The organism is Spelaeicoccus albus (assembly GCF_013409065.1).
Lineage (GTDB): Bacteria > Actinomycetota > Actinomycetes > Actinomycetales > Brevibacteriaceae > Spelaeicoccus > Spelaeicoccus albus.
Window position 1 is genome coordinate 362,445 of sequence record NZ_JACBZP010000001.1, and the last position, 18,781, is coordinate 381,225.

Annotated in this window: 17 protein-coding genes; 8 read left to right on the forward strand and 9 right to left on the reverse strand. The window is 66.1% G+C overall.

From position 1 onward, the window contains the following. Positions 1–92: 92 nt before the first annotated feature. The 6 genes from gabT to BJY26_RS01730 all read right to left on the reverse strand — a co-directional run bounded on the left by gabT (position 93) and on the right by BJY26_RS01730 (position 6,816). On the reverse strand, positions 93–1,457 hold the full coding sequence (gabT, locus tag BJY26_RS01705) for a 4-aminobutyrate--2-oxoglutarate transaminase (RefSeq protein ID WP_179425131.1): 1,365 nt from the start codon (positions 1,455–1,457) through the stop codon (positions 93–95). A gap of 123 nt (positions 1,458–1,580) precedes the next feature. Further along, entirely contained in the window at positions 1,581–3,269 is a 1,689-nt protein-coding gene (locus BJY26_RS01710) for a flavin monoamine oxidase family protein (protein ID WP_179425132.1), read from the reverse strand. A 67-nt stretch (positions 3,270–3,336) separates the two neighbouring features. Further along, a complete protein-coding gene (gene ygfZ, locus BJY26_RS01715; protein ID WP_179425133.1) occupies positions 3,337–4,461 on the reverse strand; it encodes a CAF17-like 4Fe-4S cluster assembly/insertion protein YgfZ in 1,125 nt (374 codons plus the stop codon). Between the two features lie 71 nt (positions 4,462–4,532). Further along, the gene (locus BJY26_RS01720; protein ID WP_179425134.1) at positions 4,533–5,249 is read right to left on the reverse strand and encodes a hypothetical protein; all 717 of its coding nucleotides are present in this window, start codon (positions 5,247–5,249) and stop codon (positions 4,533–4,535) included. 11 nt (positions 5,250–5,260) lie between these two features. Beyond that, positions 5,261–5,878 carry a heme-binding beta-barrel domain-containing protein gene (locus BJY26_RS01725; RefSeq protein ID WP_179425136.1) on the reverse strand — a complete coding sequence of 206 codons (618 nt, stop codon included), beginning with the start codon at positions 5,876–5,878 and terminating at the stop codon, positions 5,261–5,263. Positions 5,879–6,015: 137 nt separating this feature from the next. Further along, on the reverse strand, positions 6,016–6,816 hold the full coding sequence (locus BJY26_RS01730; RefSeq protein WP_179425138.1) for a hypothetical protein: 801 nt from the start codon (positions 6,814–6,816) through the stop codon (positions 6,016–6,018). 136 nt (positions 6,817–6,952) lie between these two features. Between BJY26_RS01730 and BJY26_RS01735 the strand changes: the two genes are divergently transcribed. The 8 genes from BJY26_RS01735 (at position 6,953) to pstB (ending at position 16,062) form a co-directional block, all read left to right on the forward strand. Beyond that, positions 6,953–7,777 carry a response regulator transcription factor gene (locus tag BJY26_RS01735; RefSeq protein ID WP_179425140.1) on the forward strand — a complete coding sequence of 275 codons (825 nt, stop codon included), beginning with the start codon at positions 6,953–6,955 and terminating at the stop codon, positions 7,775–7,777. Beyond that, on the forward strand, positions 7,716–8,744 hold the full coding sequence (mshD, locus tag BJY26_RS01740; RefSeq protein WP_179425142.1) for a mycothiol synthase: 1,029 nt from the start codon (positions 7,716–7,718) through the stop codon (positions 8,742–8,744). The genes BJY26_RS01735 and mshD overlap by 62 nt, the downstream gene beginning before the upstream one ends. 67 nt (positions 8,745–8,811) lie before the next feature. Next, on the forward strand, positions 8,812–11,040 hold the full coding sequence (locus tag BJY26_RS01745; RefSeq protein ID WP_179425144.1) for an RNA degradosome polyphosphate kinase: 2,229 nt from the start codon (positions 8,812–8,814) through the stop codon (positions 11,038–11,040). After that, positions 11,037–12,008, forward strand: coding sequence for an NUDIX hydrolase (locus tag BJY26_RS01750; protein ID WP_237248835.1), 972 nt, complete (start codon positions 11,037–11,039; stop codon positions 12,006–12,008). The genes BJY26_RS01745 and BJY26_RS01750 overlap by 4 nt, the downstream gene beginning before the upstream one ends. Positions 12,009–12,111: 103 nt before the next feature. Then, the gene (gene pstS, locus BJY26_RS01755; RefSeq protein WP_179425146.1) at positions 12,112–13,203 is read left to right on the forward strand and encodes a phosphate ABC transporter substrate-binding protein PstS; all 1,092 of its coding nucleotides are present in this window, start codon (positions 12,112–12,114) and stop codon (positions 13,201–13,203) included. A gap of 93 nt (positions 13,204–13,296) precedes the next feature. Continuing rightward, complete coding sequence (pstC, locus tag BJY26_RS01760; protein ID WP_237248844.1) at positions 13,297–14,205, forward strand: phosphate ABC transporter permease subunit PstC; 909 nt, start codon at positions 13,297–13,299, stop codon at positions 14,203–14,205. 11 nt (positions 14,206–14,216) lie between these two features. After that, positions 14,217–15,146, forward strand: coding sequence for a phosphate ABC transporter permease PstA (gene pstA / locus BJY26_RS01765; protein WP_237248834.1), 930 nt, complete (start codon positions 14,217–14,219; stop codon positions 15,144–15,146). 88 nt (positions 15,147–15,234) lie between these two features. After that, complete coding sequence (gene pstB / locus BJY26_RS01770; RefSeq protein WP_179429718.1) at positions 15,235–16,062, forward strand: phosphate ABC transporter ATP-binding protein PstB; 828 nt, start codon at positions 15,235–15,237, stop codon at positions 16,060–16,062. A gap of 98 nt (positions 16,063–16,160) precedes the next feature. On the opposite strand, the gene BJY26_RS01775 is transcribed toward pstB, so the two are convergent. The 3 genes from BJY26_RS01775 to BJY26_RS01785 form a co-directional block, all read right to left on the reverse strand. Beyond that, entirely contained in the window at positions 16,161–17,144 is a 984-nt protein-coding gene (locus tag BJY26_RS01775; protein ID WP_179425148.1) for an inorganic phosphate transporter, read from the reverse strand. Next, the gene (locus tag BJY26_RS01780; RefSeq protein WP_179425150.1) at positions 17,145–17,771 is read right to left on the reverse strand and encodes a hypothetical protein; all 627 of its coding nucleotides are present in this window, start codon (positions 17,769–17,771) and stop codon (positions 17,145–17,147) included. It abuts the gene before it with no gap. Between the two features lie 199 nt (positions 17,772–17,970). Further along, positions 17,971–18,597, reverse strand: coding sequence for a hypothetical protein (locus BJY26_RS01785; RefSeq protein WP_237248833.1), 627 nt, complete (start codon positions 18,595–18,597; stop codon positions 17,971–17,973). Positions 18,598–18,781 lie beyond the last annotated feature (184 nt).

The window sequence follows — 18,781 nt, forward strand, 5'->3', positions numbered from 1 at the left end:
GCACCGGCCGAGTGGTGGCGAATGGCTGCGAAATCGGCGATTTCGCAGCCATTCGCCACCACTCGGGGCAAGGTGGGACGCGGCGGGCGGAGCTACTTGTCGACGGCGTCGAACGCGTCGGACAGCACACCGAGCCCTTCGCGCAGCAACTCCTCGGAAATGACGAGCGGAGGCAGGAACCGCAAAATGTTCGAGTACGTCCCCGTGACGAGGACGACCAGCCCGTTGGCGTGGGCTTCTGCCGCGACCGCCGCGGTGAGTTCGGGGTCCGGCTCGAGAGTTCCCGGCTTCGTGATTTCGATGGCGATCATGGCGCCGCGTCCGCGAATGTCCGCGATGGCCGAATGCTGCGCACGAATGGTGGTCAGCTCGCCCAGCATGATCTCGCCGATGTGGGCGGCCTTGGCGGGCAGGTCGTCGCGTTCGAACGTCTCGATGGCGCCCAACGCGGCAGCGCAGGCTACCGGGTTGCCGCCGTACGTGCCGCCGAGTCCACCGCCGTGCACGGCGTCCATGATCTCGGCTCGTCCCGTCACCGCCGACAACGGCAGGCCGCCGGCGATCCCCTTGGCCGTGGTGATGATGTCGGGGACGACGCCTTCGTCCTCGCAGGCGAACATCTGGCCGGTGCGTGCGAACCCGGTCTGCACCTCATCGGCGACGAACACGACGTCGTTGTCGTTGCACCAGGCCTGCAAGGCCGGCAGGAAACCCTTGGCCGGCACGATGAATCCGCCCTCGCCCTGAATCGGCTCGATGACTATGGCGGCGAGGCTGTCGGCGCCAACCTGCTTTTCAATCTGTGAAATGGCGCGTTTTGCGGCGTCCTCGCCGGACAGTTTGGTGCCGGCGGCTTCGTTGTCGCGCAGCGGATACGACATCGGCGCACGGTAGACCTCGGAGGCGAACGGGCCGAAACCCTTCTTGTACGGCATGTTCTTGGCAGTCATGGCCATGGTGAGGTTGGTGCGCCCGTGATAGGCGTGGTCGAACACGACGACGGCGTCGCGTCCGGTGGACCGACGCGCGATCTTGACGGCGTTCTCCACGGCTTCGGCGCCCGAGTTGAACAGCGCGCTCTTTTTCGGATGGTCGCCGGGCGTGAGCCGATTGAGCGCCTCGGCCACCTCGACGTACCCCTCGTACGGCGTCACCATGAAGCAGGTGTGCGTGAATGCGGCCACCTGCTCCTGCACGCGCGAGACGACGTCCGGGTTGGCATTGCCCGCGTTCACGACGGCAATGCCTGCACCGAAGTCGATCAGCTGGTTGCCGTCGATATCGCGGAGGATTCCGCCGCCGGCCGCCGTAATGTAAATGGGCAGGGTCTGGCTGACCCCGTTCGCGACTGCCGCAGCTTTGCGGGCGTGGAGTTCTTGCGAGCGCGGGCCGGGGATCGACGTGACGACGCGGCGTTCTTGGGCGAGGCCGGGGCCTCCTGATTCAACTGTGGTCATGGCCAAATCCTACGCGGTCGGCCCTCGCCTTGTCCCGCGGGATTCCGGGCCGGACGTCGTACTGTTCGCCGCGGGCGGCGGGCCGGCCGTCGGCGGCTCGGAGGCGGCCGGCCGAGCAGGCCCCTACTCCGGTAAGCGCAGCGGCTTCAGCTCGTCGAACTTGTCACCGGGGCCGGGATTGTCGGCCGGGGCGCTGCCGCCGAACTGTTTCATGATGCCCCATACGGCGTTCAGGCCGGTGGTCACGGCGCCCTCGGCCCACGCGGCCGTCCAGGAGATCCCGTCGCCGGCCAGGTAGATGCCGCGTTCGTCGTCGTTCAAGTCGCGTTGCATGAAGTGTGAGAACAGCCGCTCCTGATACCTGTAATGGCCGGGCAAGTTGCCGTTGAAGGCGCCCATGAAGTTCGGGTCGGATTCCCATGACACGGTGATCGGCTCGCCAACGATGTGCGAGGCGATGTCCACATCGGGGTAAATGTGTCCGAGCGACTGGAGCATCATGCGCACTCGTTGATCCTTCGGCACCGTCAGGAACTTCAACGCGTCGTCCATCCACGTGTAGCTCAAGCAGATGACCGCCGGGCGGTCCGGCCCGTCGTCCATCAGATAGGTCGCGCGGGTCATCCGGTCGGTCAGCGTCATCGACATCGTCCGGCGTCCGGTTTTCGGATCGACGTCGCGCCAGAACGGCCTGTCGACCATGACGAACGTTTTGGACGAAAGCATGAAGTGGCTGCGATCCATGGCCATCCAGGTCCGCTGCGGGAACAAGCGCTCGTCGGTCTCCATCCGGGCCGACAAGAGCCACGGCTGACAGGTGACGAGCACGGCCGGGTAGGTCCTGCGGGAGCCCCATTTATCGGTGATGGCGATCTCGTCCGGCCCGATGCGTTCGAGTTTCGCCGCGCCCGGCATCGGCGAGCCGCCCATCAGCGTTTCGAGGCTGGTCCCGGCCGGCCAATGCACGATGTCCTCCGGAGCCTTCTTCCACAGCCGGACCGGCAGCTGCTGGGCGCCGCCCAGGATGCGACGCTGGTGGTCGTCGCATTCGGTGCTGCACACCCGCAAGATCTCCAGGATCGAGTTCGGGAAGTCGGTGTCCCAGCCGCCGGTGCCGAACCCGACCTGGCCGAACGCTTCGCGGTATTCGTACGGCTTTTCGCCAAACGCTTTGGACGCCGCGAGGAATCCGTAAAAGCTCACTTCGTCCAGGTGCGGTACCAGCGAGTTCCAGATCCGCTTCACGGTCGCCGTGTCCCGGTCCCGAATCGCGTCCTGCAGCTTGGTGAAGTCGGCGCCCTCTTCCAGCGCGTCGGCCCACGAGCGGGCCACTTCGCTGAAGAAATCGGGCAGGTCGTCGAGGGTCTCGGCATAATGGGTGCGCCCCACCAGGTCGATGACGGTGCTCGGCGTATCCGGCGCCAGCGGGTTCGGGAACGCTTCGGTGCTCAAGCCGACTTCGTCGACGTAGTGGTAAAACGACCGCCCCGACACCGGGAATCGCATTGCGCCGAGATCGGCCACCACGCCGTCCGCGCCTTCGAATTTTCCGGTCCGCATCCGTCCGCCGATTTCGGCGGATTCGTAGATGACGGGCTTGAGGCCCATCTTCATCAGTTCGTAGGACGCGACGATGCCGGACATGCCGGCGCCGATCACCGCTACCTCCTGGCCGTGGTGTTCGGCCGGGATGCTGCCGAGGCCCGACGGAGACTTCAAGTATTCGTCATAGCCGAAAGGGAAATCCGGCACGAGCATGGTGACGGGTTTTTCGTCCGGATCTTTCGGCTGCGTCTCCGACGAGACGGTCATGAACTACCTCCGTTGCTGAGAAAGACTGTGCCCCGTCCCACGGGTTGAGACGATCACGGCCTCAAGCTTAACGGCGCAGCTCTCGTCGGTTCGGGGGCAGGCCCACCCGCCGTTCGCGATCACGGGCGACAATCGTTTCTTGCGCCGCGTCAATCGGCCCGTCGTCGCCGTCGACCAGGAGTGCGGCATCGACAGCCGTGTTCCGCTTGATCACGGCAAGCGCAATCGGGCCGAGGTCGTAATGCCAGCCCGCCGAGGTGATGCGCCCGACGGTCTTTTCGCCGTTCTTGACGGGCGCGCCCGGATCGGGAAGCGTGTGCCCGGACCCGTCGAGGTTCAAAAACACGAGTCGGCGCGGCGGCATGCCCAAATTGTGCAGTCGCGCGACTGCTTCCTGTCCCCGATAGCAGCCTTTGGCCAGATGGACGGCCGTGCGCAGCCAGTCGAGTTCGGCGGCGTGCGCACGGTCGTCGGTGTCGACGTCCAGCCGGGGCCGCCACGCGGCGATCCGCAATGCTTCGGACGCCGTGGTGCCGGCGGCCGTCATCCCGCTGCCCAGGCGTGCGCGCACGTAGTCCGCGGCGTGTTCGGCGGGGATCACGATCTCGCGCCATGCATAGTCGAACCCCGGATGCTCGTCGTCGCCGACGTCGGCATACGACGCCGAGCCGTCCGCCGTCCGCGGCCACGGGTCGACCCAGGCGAAGAGCGCGGGCGGCTCGACGTCGCGCGACTGCGATGCCTCGCCGACCACCGCGAAATCGTTCGACCGGTCGGCCACCTCAACACGCAGCATGAACCGCATCTTGTCCAACCAGTCGACGAGCGCCGGAACGTGCGCGCGTTCGGTAAGGATCCAGCAGGTTCCGTCCAGTTCGACGACCTTGAGCGCGTGTTCGATATGGCCGGTCGGCGTGAGCACGAGGGTCTCCGTGGAATCGCCGTCCCCCAAGTCGAGCAGCCGCTGGGAGGTGAGATTGTTCAGCCAGGTCAGCCGGTCGGGTCCCGTCACCGTCACGACGCCGCGGTGCGACAAGTCGACCAACGCAGTGCCGGCTGCCAGTGCCCGCTGCTCGATCAACGGCTGCCCGTAGTGGGCCGGCACCCCGTCGTCCGGACCGGTACCCAGTACGGCCCCGGGCAAGGATGCGAATGCGTCCACAATGACCTCCCAATCATTTGAGTCCCTCATGGGTGCAACGGCCGACGACGTCGCGATCTTCCCGCCCGTGGTTCCGTCCCGTCGGCGGGCACGTCGGCGAGTCAGTCCGCCGCCCCCTCCAATGCGTTCTTCCACACGTCGATGGCCTTCCGGCCATTCTTCACGGCCGTCGCCGCCGATGTGAAGGGCGCCAGGACGTCGGCCCATTGCTTCATGGTCGTTTGCAACCGCGTGATCGCGTCCTTGGTGTCGCCGCGCAGGTCGGCCGTGTCGATGGAGTCGATCTGCTTCTTAGCGTGTGTGAAGGCCGTCAACGCCGGCACGAGCTCCGGGGTCAGCCGCACGAGGCCCGGCAGCGACGACAAGCCGCCGCGTAGCGTGTGATCGTTCAGATCGATGTACCGGGCGCCCGACACGAGCACCGGCAATGCCTGATGGGACAAGAGGGTGAACGCGCCGATTGCCTTTCGGGCCGCCCGCACGTTCGGTCCGATGATCGGCACGTGCGCGCCTGCGGCGAACACCGAGGCGTGTGCGGCGTCGTCGGCGCCTGCCAATTCTCGTTGCAGACGCTGCAGTGTCGCCTCGGCGGCGTCCGGATCGTCACCGAGCTGCTCGACGAGCACCCCGGCCGTGTCCGACGCCTTCTCCATGGACCGGCCGACGTCGCGGGCCTGCAGCGTGAACACGACGGCGGCGATCACGGCGGCGACGATCACCAGGGCGATCACACCGATGACGATGGTGCGGGCGGACCCGGACCGCGGGCGTTCCGGTGGCCGGCGTCCGGCCGATGGCCCGGGCACTTCGGTTGTCACGGAATCTCGAGTCAGTCGGCGGCCGCCGTATCGACCTTTTTCAATCGGGCCGATGCGTGCGATGCGAGTTCATGTCCGCCGGCGGCCATGTCCCACGCCCACATGAGCTCGCCGCCGACAAGCCCGTAGAGACGTTTGGCCGCCGAGTATTCTTTGGCGGACTGGCTGCGGGCCACGACATCGGTGGCCAGGTCGATCTGCGCGGCCTTGGCCGTTCCGATGTATTGCTCGACGATGCCGCCGGGATGCACGAGGGACACGTCGAGACCGAAGTCGCCGTTCTCGTCGCGCAGAGCCTCGATGGATTCCGCCGTCCGGTACCTACTCTCCGCCGACGGCGGGATCATGCCGGGACCGGCGTCCTCGTCGCCGCGCGGACGCGACAGCTGCCAGAACCCGGTCTCCATGGTCAAGCGGGACGAGAGTTCGCCGTCGTCCGTCAGCAGCCACGAATGGGCGGTGTAATGCAGGTAGCCGACGCCGTGCGGGGCGACGAAGTCGATGTGCTGGCCGAACTGGCGCTCGTCGCTGCCCGGATAGCCGAGGACGCCGACGCCCTCCCAGCTGCCCACCAGCCACGCCAGCGGAACGAGTTCGGGTGCCAGCGAGGCGTCAATCTCGATCGGCATGGATCAGTTCTGCGTCTTGAACAGTCGATAAAGCACTACGACTGTGACGTACGCGATGGCGAGGACCGCAAGGATCAACAGGCCGATGAACGTGGCCTCGTACCCAAAAGTGTTTCCCATGCCGACCAGTCTACCCATCAGCCGATGAAGAGACGTTCGGTGATGTACACGAGGGCGCCGCCCAGCGCGATCGGCACGGATCCGAGTCCCAGTTCCACTGTCACGAGGCTCGACCCGGCCCGATGGCTTCGGCGGCCCAGTCCGCCGCGCGCACTCCGCTTAGTCGGACGGTTCATGCCGAACAGCCGGTGGACGGCCGCGACGAGCACGCCGAGTACCGCGCCCAACACGATCCCGACCCACAGCGGGATGGCGGTGCCGGAATCGGCGGCGCCGGCGATTTCGGTCGTCCCGGCTGCCGAGGCGGCGCCGGCAAGTACCGCCAACGGCGACGTGTACACGGCCGGCCACGGCACCATGGTCGCTGCCAGCGCAAACGCGGTTGCCACGGCACCAACTATCACGCCGGCCGAACGCGCGGGCGTTTCAACGCCCGCCAGCCAGGCGCACCCGGCCAACACGATGACGATGCCCGTCATTTGCGAGGCGATCAACACCGTCAGCCCGCGCTCGCTGGGGCCCAGGACGAGTTGCGCCACAAAGGTGGCGAGCAGGCCGAGCGCCGCCAGCACGGACAGCCATATCAAGGTGGTGGACGGTGTCAGCCGCACCGACGCCAGGCCGAGCAGGCCTATCACCGCCACCATTCCGACTGTCGTCTTCGGATGGCGGGACTCGGCAAGAGACGGCCACCCCACCGCCACGCACAAAACCAGTAACACGCACGCCGGAAGAAAAAAGGCGTCGCCGGCCCAGCTGCTCACCGCCAGTGCGGCGGCCAGCAGTACGGCGATCACGATGCGCAGCCAGACTCTCACCCCTCCATCCTGCCGTATCGGCATCCGGATACCTCATCGCCCGCTCCGTCGCGGCGTCGTAAAATGGATGCCGAGCATAGTACGGCAATCCACCGCGCGCCGGGCGTCGGCGTCATAACGGGGAAACCGAACCATCATGAAAATCGCGCATTTGAACAAGACCGGCGGTCCGGTTCCGGCCGTCCCCGCGCTCGGGCTGCTCAATCACGACGTGGCGTATACCGGCGTCGACCCGTCGTCCTTGTTGAACGCAGCCGCACCTGACGTTCTGCTGGTCGACGGCACCTCCGATATCGCCTGGGCGAAGTCCGCGTGCGAATTGCTTGCCACGCTCGGCACGTCGGCACCGGTGATCGTGGTACTTGCGGACGGCGGCATGGTTGCCGTGGCGCCGACCTGGCAGGTTCGCGACGTGCTGGCTCCGACCGCCGGCCCGGCCGAGATCGAAGCCAGGCTGCGGTTGGCCGTCGCCGAGTCACCGCCGGACGACGAACCCGACCTGATCACGTCCGGCGCGCTCACGATCGACGCGACGGGCTACACGGCGAAGCTGGCCGGCCGGACTCTCGACTTGACGTATAAAGAGTTCGCCTTGTTGTGCCATCTTGCCGGTCATCCGGGCCGCGTGTTCACGCGCGATCAGCTGCTGCGCGAGATCTGGGGCGACGACTATTACGGCGGCAGCCGCACCGTCGACGTGCACGTGCGCCGCCTCCGGGCCAAGCTCGGCAACGAATACGACGACTGCATCGCCACGGTGTGGGGCGTCGGCTACCGCTTCTCCGCGCTACGGCAGCCAAGACACAACGATCCGGACATGCGACCATCGAATGAATCCACCGATCGCTCCCCCGGTCGACGCACCGGCCGGGCCGAGCGAGATTCCGCACAGGAGGACCATGCGAGCGACGATCCGGCAATCAGCGTCCGACCTCACGGCCGAGCACGATGCCTTCCTTGACGACTGCACGCGCACCGACGGCGCCGCGCCGATCGGGGACGGGCTGCGGAACGCACTGAAACGACAAACCGAAGCGGCCAAAGCGGCCCGGAAAACCGGCGGAAAATCCGCCCGGGACGGTCGTGCCGAGCAGGCGCCGTCGACGGCGGGAACCAGCGTGTTCGAGTTGCGCGCCGGCGCGGCCGGGGAGTTGGCGGGGCTCGCCGTGCTGGGGCCGGACGGCGAGCGGCTCACCGCCGAACTGGCGGTCGGCCCCGCGTCGCGTACTCGCGGATTCGGCCGCCGGCTGACCGAATCGGTCCTCGCGGCGGCGGCCGACCGCCCCGCCTCCGATACGACCGGCGGCGAAACACCCGGCGGCGGGGGCGAGCCGTGGTTCTGGGCGCACGGCGACCATCCCGGCGCGGCCCGCCTGGCCGAGATTTTCGGCATGCGCCGCGCTCGAGAGCTCGTCCAAATGCGGCTGCGCGCCGCGGACGCAAAGCTGCCCGAGCCGCAGCTGCCCTCCGGCGTGCACTTGCGGGCGTTCCGGCCCGGCGCCGACGACGCCGAATGGCTGCGCGTGAACAACGCGGCGTTCTCATGGCATCCCGAACAAGGCGGCCAAACTGCGGAAGATCTGGAGGCTGCGGCCCGGCAAGACGATTTCGATCCGGACGGGTTCTTCCTCGCCGTGCCGGACGACGATCCCTGCCGCATCCTCGGTTTCCACTGGACCAAGGTGCATCCCGGCCCCGACCGGCTCGGCGAGGTCTTTGTGCTCGGCGTCGACCCGGGCGTCCACTCGCGCGGTCTCGGACGGGCGCTGACGTTGGCCGGTCTGAACTACTTGATTCGTCTGGGAATCCGGGAAATCGAGCTGTACACCGAAGGCGACAACGAAAAGGCACTCGGACTGTACAAGTCGTTGGGATTCCACCTGCACGCCACCGACGTCAGTTACACTCGCGGGCACGACCGGGTCTAGCGCGTTACGGTTATATCTAGCGATCACGCGCAGCGAATGATGAAACTTTGACGGGAAAGAGGTGCCGGTGGCAGCCAGAACGCCCGGAGCGGAGTCCGACTCCTCTTCCACAGCATTGCAAACGCGCTCGAGCCGCCGGCCGGGCACGGCCAAAGCGACCGCAAAGAAGTCGTCCGGCAAGCACAAGACCCCCCTGCCCGACGATAGGTATCTCGACCGCGAATTGAGCTGGCTGGCGTTCAACCAGCGCGTGCTGGAGCTGGCCGAAGATCCCGACCTGTTCCTCCTCGAGCGGGCGCAGTTCCTGTCCATCTTCGCCTCGAACCTCGACGAATTCTTCATGGTGCGCGTCGCGGGCCTCAAACGCCGGATCGCCACCGGGCTCGCCGTGCCGACCATTACCGGCGTCCAGCCTCTTGAAGTGCTGCGGATGATCAGCGAGCGCGCGCACGAGCTCACGGCCCGCCACGCGCGCGTTTTCGCCGACCAAGTCCGCCCGGCCATGGAGCGCGAGGGCATCTACCTGGTCGGCTGGCCGGATCTGACCGACGCCGAGCGCAGTCGCTTGCACAAGTTCTTCACCAATCAAGTGTTCCCGGTGCTCACCCCGTTGGCTGTGGATCCCGCCCACCCGTTCCCCTACATCTCCGGTCTCTCGCTCAACTTGGCGGTCGTGTTGCGCAATCCGACGACCGGGAAGGACGTGTTCGCCCGGATCAAGCTTCCGCCGTTGCTGCCGCGGTTCGTCAATGCGGCAAATCTCGCCGATCCGCTGACTGCCACTCCCGAGTCGCCGGCCCGATACGTGCCGCTCGAAGACGTCATCGGCGAGCACCTTGATCAACTGTTCCCCGGAATGGAGGTCGTCCACAGCCACACGTTCCGGGTCACCCGCAATGAGGACCTCGAGGTCGAAGAGGACGACACCGAGAACTTGTTGCAGGCCCTGGAAAAGGAACTGCTGCGACGCAGGTTCGGGCCCGCCGTCCGGCTCGAAGTGGCCCCCGACATTCATCCGACGGTGCTCGACCTCTTGGTCCGCGAGCTCGGCGTGCACAACCGGGAGGTCTACGAGTTGCCGGCGCCGCTCGACTTGCGCGGCCTGAGCGATCTGGCCGCGATCTCCCGAGGCGACCTGCACTATCCCAAGGCGGTGCCGCGGATGAACCGGTACCTGTCGGAGGCGGAGAGTTCGAATCAGGCGGACGTGTTCGGCGCCATCCGTGCCCGCGACATCTTGTTGCACCACCCGTACGATTCGTTTTCGACGAGTGTGCAGGCGTTCTTGGAGCAGGCCGCAAACGATCCGCAGGTGCTGGCCATCAAGCAGACCCTGTACCGTACCTCGGGCGATTCACCGATCGTCGATGCGCTCATCGATGCGGCCGAAGCCGGCAAGCAAGTGCTTGCCGTTGTCGAGATCAAGGCCCGGTTCGATGAACAGGCGAACATTTCCTGGGCGCGGAAGCTCGAGCAGTCCGGCGTGCACGTGGTGTACGGCATCGTCGGGTTGAAGACCCATTCGAAGCTGTGCCTGGTGGTACGCCAAGAAGTCGACGGCCTGCGCCGCTACTGCCACGTCGGCACCGGCAACTATCATCCGAAGACGGCACGGCTGTACGAGGATTTCGGCCTGCTGACCTGCAACGATCAGGTCGGCGACGATCTGACTCGGCTGTTCAACCAGTTGTCGGGGTACGCGCCGTCCACGACCTACCACCGGTTGCTGGTGGCGCCGCGCAGCGTCCGCTCGGGCCTGCTCAAACTGATCAAGTCCGAGGTCGAGCACTTCGAGGCGGGCCGGGCGGCGCGCATTCGGATCAAGGTCAATTCGATCGTCGACGAGCAGATCATCGATGCGCTGTACCGGGCCTCTATGGCAGGCGTCCCGATCGAGCTGCTCGTCCGCGGCATCTGCGCGCTCAGGCCGGGGGTGCCGGGGCTTTCCGAGACCATCCAGGTGCGCAGCGTGGTGGGCAGGTTCCTCGAACATTCGCGTGCGTTCACGTTTGCCGGCGGCGGCGATCCGACGGTGTACATCGGGTCGGCCGACATGATGCACCGCAATCTCGACCGGCGGGTGGAATCGCTGGTGCGGCTCACTTCCCCCGAGCACATCCAGGAGATCGAGGCGTTGTTCGACCTGGCATTCAGCGAAAAGACCGAAGCATGGCTGCTCGACGGCGACGGCGCGTGGACGAGGAATCATCTGGCTGAGGACGGCCACGCGCTTGTCAATCTGCAAGAGGAACTGCTCCGCGTGCACGGCAAGCGGCGAGCACGGGTGCGCAGGTGACGTCCATCGTGGCCGACGCGGCCGATTCGGCGCGCGTCAAGGCCGATGTACTGGCCGGCGGCGCCGTGTGTTGGCGCGAGCGGGACGGCGAGCTCGAAATATTGCTCGTCCATCGTCCGCGGTACAACGACTGGTCGTGGCCCAAGGGAAAAGTCGACAAGGGCGAGACTCTTCCCGAATGCGCTATCCGCGAGGTGCGCGAGGAGACCGGCTATTCAATCACTTTGGGGCTGCCCCTGCCGGAAGCCAAATACAAGGTCGGCAAGGGCGCCAAGAAGCACGTGGCCTACTGGGCGGCCGAGATCACCGGCGACGCCGATCCGGCACCGGAATCGCCCAAGGAGATCGACGAAGCCCGATGGGTGCCGACCGCCAAGGCCCGCACCATGCTCAGCCGGTACGACGACCGCGAACAGCTCGACGTCGTCGACAAGGCCTGGTCGAAAGGTAATTTGCGCGTGTGGCCGTTGATCATCGTGCGCCACGGCAAGGCCTTTCCCCGGTCGCGCTGGCACAAGACGGAGCACAAACGGCCGCTGTTGGCCACCGGCGCCCGGCAGGCCGAGTCATTGACGACGTTGTTGAGCGCGTGGGCGCCGCGACGCGTGTACTCCAGCCCGTGGAAGCGGTGCATGGCGACCATCACGCCGTACGCCGAGTCGATCGGCCGGAACGTGAAGCAAAAGGACGAGTTGAGCGAGAAGGCTCATTCGGACACGCCCGTCAAAGTAGCCGCGCTCTTGTCGAAAATCGTTGAAAAGGGCAAGCCGGCAGCCGTGTGCACGCACCGCCCGGTGCTGCCGACGGTTTTGGCAGCTTTGGCCGGTCTGGCACCGCCCGCGGTTGCCGCCGAGCTGCCGGACTCCGATCCATATATGTCGCCCGGCGAGATCATCGTGGCCTCGCTGCGTCGCGACTCGAAGCCGCGAGTGGTCGCCGTCGAGAGGTTCCGGCCGATCGACGGCTAAGTTTCTCCTCCGGTTCACGTGATGTTCACTCGCCGACCGCCTGCGGTCCACTTCGCTCTTCTACCTTTCAAGTGTCATGAACTCACACTTCGAAAGGCATTCCATGAAGCGTATTTCCCCGGCAATCGCGCTCGCTGCATGTTTCGCGCTGACCCTCAGCGGCTGCGGCAGCGACGATCCGACCGGCGCCAAGGGCGTGGGTGGGTCCGGTCAGCAAAAGAACGTGTTGCAGGGAATCGGATCGAGCGCACAGAAATCGGCGATGGACGCGTGGATCGCCGGGTTCGAGAAGAAGCAGTCGACGACGTCCGTCCAGTATTCGCCGGACGGTTCGGGTGCCGGCGTCAAGCAGTTCCTGGCCGGCGCAGCCAAATTCGCCGGATCGGACAAGTATCTCGACGATGACCAGGCGGCGAAGGCCAACTCTGTGTGCGGCCCGGACGGAGCCTACGAGTTCCCGGTGTACATCAGCCCGATCGCCGTGGCGTTCAACCTGCCGGGGATCAAGCACCTGAATTTCGCGCCGTCCACCATTGCGGAGATCTTCAGCGGCAAGATCTCCGCGTGGGACGATCCGGCCATCAAGGCCGACAACCCGAACGCGAAGCTGCCGTCGACGAAAATCACTGCAGTGCACCGCAGCGACGATTCGGGCACCACGAACAATTTCACCGATTACCTCCATCAGACGGCACCCAAGGCCTGGCCGGACGAGGCGGCCGAGACGTTCCCGCACAAGGGGGAAGCGGCGTCCGGCACCACCGGCGTCGTGCAGACGGTGCAGGGCGCCGAGGGCGCGATCGGCTACATCGACGCATCGGCCGTCGGCAAGGATCTCGGCACCGCCAAGATCAAGGTCGGTTCCAACTTCACTGCGATGACGTCCGAGGGGGCGGCGACGGTCGTGGGCGAATCGAAGCAAACAGCCGGCCGCGGCAAGCACGACCTGGCCATCGACCTGAACCGCACCACGACGACGAAGGGGGCCTACCCGCTCGTCCTGGTCAGCTACCACCTGGTCTGCTCGTCGTACAAGGATGAGAAGACCGTGGACGCCGTCAAGGCCTGGGAGAAGTACGTGGTCAGCTCGGCCGCGCAACAGGCCGCGGAAGAAAACGCCGGCTCGGCCGCCATCCCGCAAAGCGTGTCGGACAAGGCCGTCCGGGCGATCGATTCGATCACGGTCAAGAAATAGCGCCCGGTGTCAGTGCTCACATCGCGCAATTCGGCGCCGGCCGCCGATTCGTCGTCCGGCCGGTCGCCACGCCCGTCGCCCGGCCGGTCGCCCGTGCAACGCCGGACGACGCGCGGGCTGGGCGACCGTGTGTTCTGCCGCGTGACGCTCGGCGCCGGCCTGCTCATCGTGGCCGCACTGGTCGGCGTCGCGGTGTTCTTGGTGTGGCAGGCGTACCCCGCGTTCATTGCCGATCCCGCCGAGGTCAAGGGCGGCGCCGGGTTTTGGGCTTACGTGGTGCCGCTCGTGGCGGGCACCGTGATCGCCGCGGCCATCGCGCTGGTGATCGCGACGCCCGTTTCGGTCGGAATCGCATTGTTCATCTCGCACTTCGCGCCGCGGCGGATGGCATCGTTCCTCGGATATCTCGTCGACTTGTTGGCGGCAGTGCCCAGCGTCGTCTACGGGTTGTGGGGGTGGCTGTGGCTGTCCGGCCACATCCGCCCGTTGTTCGAAATTCTCAGTCACTACCTGGGCTGGTTGCCGTTTTTCGCCGGCCCTGCTTCAGCGACGGGCCGCACCATGCTCACGGCCGGGATCGTCCTGGCCGTCATGATCCTGCCGATCATCACGTCGTTGTCGCGGGAGGTGTTCTTGCAGGCGCCGCGGCTGAATGAGGAAGCCGCCCTCGCGCTCGGCGCGACTCGCTGGGAAATGGTGCGACTCGTCGTCCTGCCCTTTGGCCGGTCCGGCGTGATCAGCGCCGCGATGCTTGGCCTGGGCCGGGCTCTGGGCGAAACGATGGCGATCGCCATGGTCCTCTCCCCCGGTGTGCTGACGGCGTCCCTGGTCAAATCCGGCAATCAGACAATCGCGGCCGAGATCGCGCAGAACTTTCCCGAAGCCGCGGGACTCGGCCTCTCAACGCTTATCGCTGCCGGGCTCGTTTTGTTTGCCATCACCCTCATCGTCAACGTGGCGGCTCGCGCAATCATCGCCCGGCAGCCGATGCGCGTCCGATAGGAGTTGCAATCGTGAGTACCGCGTTCGTCCCCAAATCGAGACTGCGCCGCAAGCTGACGAACCATGCCGCAACGGTCTTGGTGTGTGCCGCGTTCGCAGCGGCCATGGCGCCCCTGATCGGTTTGTTGTGGACCGTCGCGGCTAACGGCGCCCCGCACGTGAGCCTGCAGTTCTTGAACACGTCGATGCACAATTTGACAGGCGTTTACGATGTGGCGGCCGATGAGGGCCGCGGCCCGCTGTTCGGCGGCATCTACCACGCCATCGTCGGCACGGTTCTGATCACCGGGCTCGCCACTCTCATCTCGGTGCCGGTCGGCCTGCTGACGGCCATTTACCTCGTCGAATACGCGCGCCGCAGTGCGCTGGCCACGGCAATTCGGTTCCTCGTCGACGTGATGACCGGCATCCCGTCGATTGTGGCGGGCCTCTTCGCGTTCGCATTGTTCAGCGTGTTGGCCGGTCCGGGTACGCGCAGCGGTCTGGTCGCGGCTGTCGCGCTGTCGGTGCTCATGATCCCGCTGGTCGTGCGTACCAGCGAGGAAATGCTGCGGCTCGTCCCCGACGATCTGCGTGAAGCCGCGTACGCCCTCGGCGCGCCGAAGTGGAAAACCATCGTCACGATAGTCCTGCCCACCGCCTTGTCCGGCATCACTTCGGGGGTGACCATCGCGATTTCCCGGGTGATCGGAGAGACCGCGCCACTGGTCGTGACTGCCGGCGTGGCGTCCGGAATCAACTACAACGTGTTTTCCGGGTGGCTGACATCGCTACCCGTGTACATCTACAACCAGGTGATGCGTCCGCTTGCGCCCGGGGCGCCGGATCCGAGCTACGACCGGGCATGGGCCGCGGCGTTCGTGCTCATCGTCATCGTGATGGTGCTGAATTTCGCGGCGCGGTTGTTTGGCCGTCTCATTGCCCCGCGCGGCGTCCGATGAGGGCAGCCGCCGGGCGGGTGGGCCAATCTCCGTATTCCGCCGGAAGTCGGAGCCAAAAAACAAGGAGGATTCCATGACGACAACAGAAATGCTCAGCGAACCCGGCGTGCAGCCCGGAGCACCGGCGTCGCAATTCGACGACGCGCGGATCGACGTGCGGAACCTGTCGGCCTATTACGGCAAGTTCAGGGCGCTGGACGACGTGTCCATGCCTATCGCCTCGAATGCCGTCACGGCGCTCATCGGCCCGTCCGGGTGCGGCAAATCGACGCTTTTGCGCACATTGAATCGGATGCACGAGGTGGTTCCGGGCGCCCGCGTCGAAGGGACGATCGCGGTGGACGGCAACGATCTGTATGCCCCCGAAGTGGACCCGGTCGACGTGCGGCGGCGCATCGGCATGGTGTTCCAGCGGCCGAACCCGTTTCCGACAATGTCGATCCGGGAAAACGTGCTGGCCGGTCCTCGCCTGAACAGCAAACGGTTCTCGGCAGCGGCCGGCGCCGAACGCGCCGAGGACGCGTTGCGGGCCGCCAACCTGTGGGACGAGGTGAAAGACCGACTCGGCGGCCCGGCGTCCGGGCTTTCCGGCGGGCAACAGCAACGTCTGTGCATCGCTCGCGCGATCGCGGTGTCCCCCGAGGTGATCCTGATGGACGAGCCGTGCTCGGCGCTCGATCCGATCTCGACGTTGGCCATCGAGGAGCTGATCAGCGAACTGAAGCGCAACTACACGGTGGTCATCGTCACGCACAATATGCAGCAGGCCGCGCGAGTGTCCGACACTACCGCGTTCTTCACGGTCTCCGGCACCGGCGAACCCGGTCGGTTAGTCGAGCGCGGCGATACTGCGAGGGTGTTCTCGAATCCGGCCGAAAAGCGGACGGAGGACTACATTTCCGGCCGTTTCGGCTAAGCACCCGCCGCGCCGAGTGGCGGCCACTGGCTGTCCCGACGCCGATTTTGCAACCGTTCGCCACCACTCGATGAGGACCGGCAGCCGTTCGCCACCACTCACAGCGTGAACAACAGCACCAACAACGCGGCGGCCAGACCGGTCAGCGGCAAGGCGACGATCCAGCTGAGGACGATGGGCGCCACAACCCGAGCGCGGGTGCCGCGACGCCGTCCGGGAACTCCGGCGCCGGCGATCGCTGCCGTGACCGTATACGTCATGGAAATCGGCGCGCGGAATGCGAACGCCGTCACGTACAGCACTGCGGCGGTCACCGAATCCGCGACGAATCCACGCACCGGGTCGAGCACTGTGATGCGTTCACCCAGCGTCCGAACAATCCGCCACCCGCCGCACAGCGTCCCTCCGGCCAGCGCCAGCGCCACTGCGACGCGCGCCGCGGTCGGCCAGGCCCCGTCTTCCGCCCCCACCGCCGCAAGTGCCAGCACGACAATCGCCAGGGATTTCTGTGCGTCCTGGATTCCGTGAGCGAGACTGAGCGCGACCGAGGCCAACGATTGGCCGGCCCGAAAGCGCGTGAACAGCGAGTCCTGGGAACGGCGCCGGACGATGTGCAACACCGCCCAGCAGATCCCATAGGCCGCGGCAAACCCCACAAGTGGCGAGACCAAGAGCGGCAACAAGACGGACGTGCCCACGACCGACCAGTGCGTCGTCGCCCCTACTGCGATGCCGGCGCCGAGCAGCCCGCCGATCAGGCCGTGCGTCGACGAGTTCGGTAGCGCCAGGATCCAGGTGACGACGTTCCACAGGATCGCGGCAAGCAACGCGGCTCCCAACAGGGCCATCGCTTCGGTCGGCTGTGAGGGCACTGTGACAATTCCGTCGCCGACGCGGCGCACGATGCCTTCGCCGATCATCGCCCCGATGAAGTTGAACACCGTCGCGACCACCAGGGCGATTTTCGGCGTGAGCGCGCGAGTCGTGACGGCTCCGGCCACTGCGGACGACGTGTCATGGAACCCATTGCTGAAAGCAAAGACCAATGCCAGCGCAATCACGCCGCCGAGCAGCCAACCCACCTACGATTCCTTGACGGCGATTCGACCGACAACGCGCGCGATACCGCGGAACGCGTCATCGGCGCGGCCCAGCGCTTCGGCAAGTGCCAATGTGGCCACCTCGATCGGGCCCGCGGCCTCGCCGAGACCGGGCCGGGCGGCCGCGACGATGTTTTCGTACAGCCCGTGACCGCGCAACGTCAGTCGGGACACCTCGTCGTGGTACTCCCAGAGGTCGCGCATTGCGGCAAGCCTCGTCGTCATTCGCACCGTCAGTTCCGCTTGGCTGCCGATCAGCTGCAGGTACTGCGCAGTGCCGGCCGGCGGTTCTTCCAAAGCGTCGGCCGACAGCGCGAACGCGACCGATCGCATCACCCGACAGGCGTGACGCAGTCCTTCGCCGAGCTCGAAGATGTCCTCGCGGGGCAACGGGGTGATGTAGTTTTCGCGAAGTGCGCGCAGCACGCCGTGCATGGATTCGTCCGCTTCCGTGCAGATTCCGGCGACCCGTTCCAGGATGGTGTCACGTTCGTCGACGGCGGCCCCCGACATTTCGGCCAGGACGAGTTGTTCATCGGCAAGGAGACGCGCCAGCGCTGCCAGGAGATCGAAGAACACCTTGTCTTGCGGCACTACCCGTAATCGCACGGTGACCCTTCTTCATCATCGGGCGGTTGCTTTCCGATGATTGTATATGGACGCCGAACCGGGAGCGCCTCTCGGCGAGTGGCCGCTCGTAGCGGCATATGTTGGAGCCCGGGGCTACCGCGGCTCGGCGTCCACGGCCGCCTTAAAAAACGACCGGTACCAGTGTGCGCCTTTCCCTGCCGATGGATCAAGCGCCGGGTCAGTCGAGTGTGTCGGCACGCCAAGCGGCGGCGCAGTGTCCAAGGGTGTCGGCCGTGTCGACGAGCGCGGCGGACGACGCGAGCGCGGCGTCCGGAGCACCGGCGTCCCGTCCCCCGCGTTCCGGCGTGCGTTCGGTTCGGCCCAGCGCCAAGATCCGCAAGAATGCGGCGGCCCGCTCGAGCGCCACGGCGAAATCGCCGCGATAGGCGCCCGCGAGGATCTCGTCGATTGTCCCGCGTACTTCGTCGGGACCGGGCGGCTCGGCGACGCCGGCCACGACCTCCGAGACCTCGTCCCGCCGCAGCCCACTGCGAAAGTCCTCCGCCGTGCCGCTCGGATCGGCACGCACGCCCTCCCGCAGAACGTACAAGCGCCACAACGCGCCGGGCAGCGAAACCGCCGGCGCGTGCGCCCACATGTCCGCCAACACCTCAAGTCCCATTTCGTCGGCCAGCGACACAAGACGCCGGACGACGTCCGGATCGTCGCTTTCGTGGCCCCGATGCAGCAGGACGGCGGCCGTCAAGTGCGTCAGTTCGGCTTGCGCGGCCGGATCGAGCTCGGATTGCAGGTTTTCCAGTGACGCCCTGGCGATCGGACGCCGGAAATGTCGTTGATTTACCACATTTCCACGCTACTCGCACGCGCTTTGGGCAAAAATCCACTAGGCTAAGTCAGCACAGATGAGACCTGGCTCACATCAGGAAAGGACCCCCGGAGCAGTGCGGCTAAGGTGGACCGAGCGATTTTAAATGTCACATGACAGCCACAGTTCGTTCATGATCGATTAATTTCCGTGTCATTACCAC

Excerpts from the sequence above, each read along its gene's own strand:
- gabT (WP_179425131.1), bottom strand. The coding sequence starts at position 1,457 with ATGACCACAGTTGAATCAGGAGGCCCCGGCCTCGCCCAAGAACGCCGC.
- BJY26_RS01710 (WP_179425132.1), bottom strand. The coding sequence starts at position 3,269 with ATGACCGTCTCGTCGGAGACGCAGCCGAAAGATCCGGACGAAAAACCC.
- ygfZ (WP_179425133.1), bottom strand. The coding sequence starts at position 4,461 with ATGAGGGACTCAAATGATTGGGAGGTCATTGTGGACGCATTCGCATCC.
- BJY26_RS01725 (WP_179425136.1), bottom strand. The coding sequence starts at position 5,878 with ATGCCGATCGAGATTGACGCCTCGCTGGCACCCGAACTCGTTCCGCTG.
- BJY26_RS01735 (WP_179425140.1), top strand. The coding sequence starts at position 6,953 with ATGAAAATCGCGCATTTGAACAAGACCGGCGGTCCGGTTCCGGCCGTC.
- mshD (WP_179425142.1), top strand. The coding sequence starts at position 7,716 with ATGCGAGCGACGATCCGGCAATCAGCGTCCGACCTCACGGCCGAGCAC.
- pstS (WP_179425146.1), top strand. The coding sequence starts at position 12,112 with ATGAAGCGTATTTCCCCGGCAATCGCGCTCGCTGCATGTTTCGCGCTG.
- pstB (WP_179429718.1), top strand. The coding sequence starts at position 15,235 with ATGCTCAGCGAACCCGGCGTGCAGCCCGGAGCACCGGCGTCGCAATTC.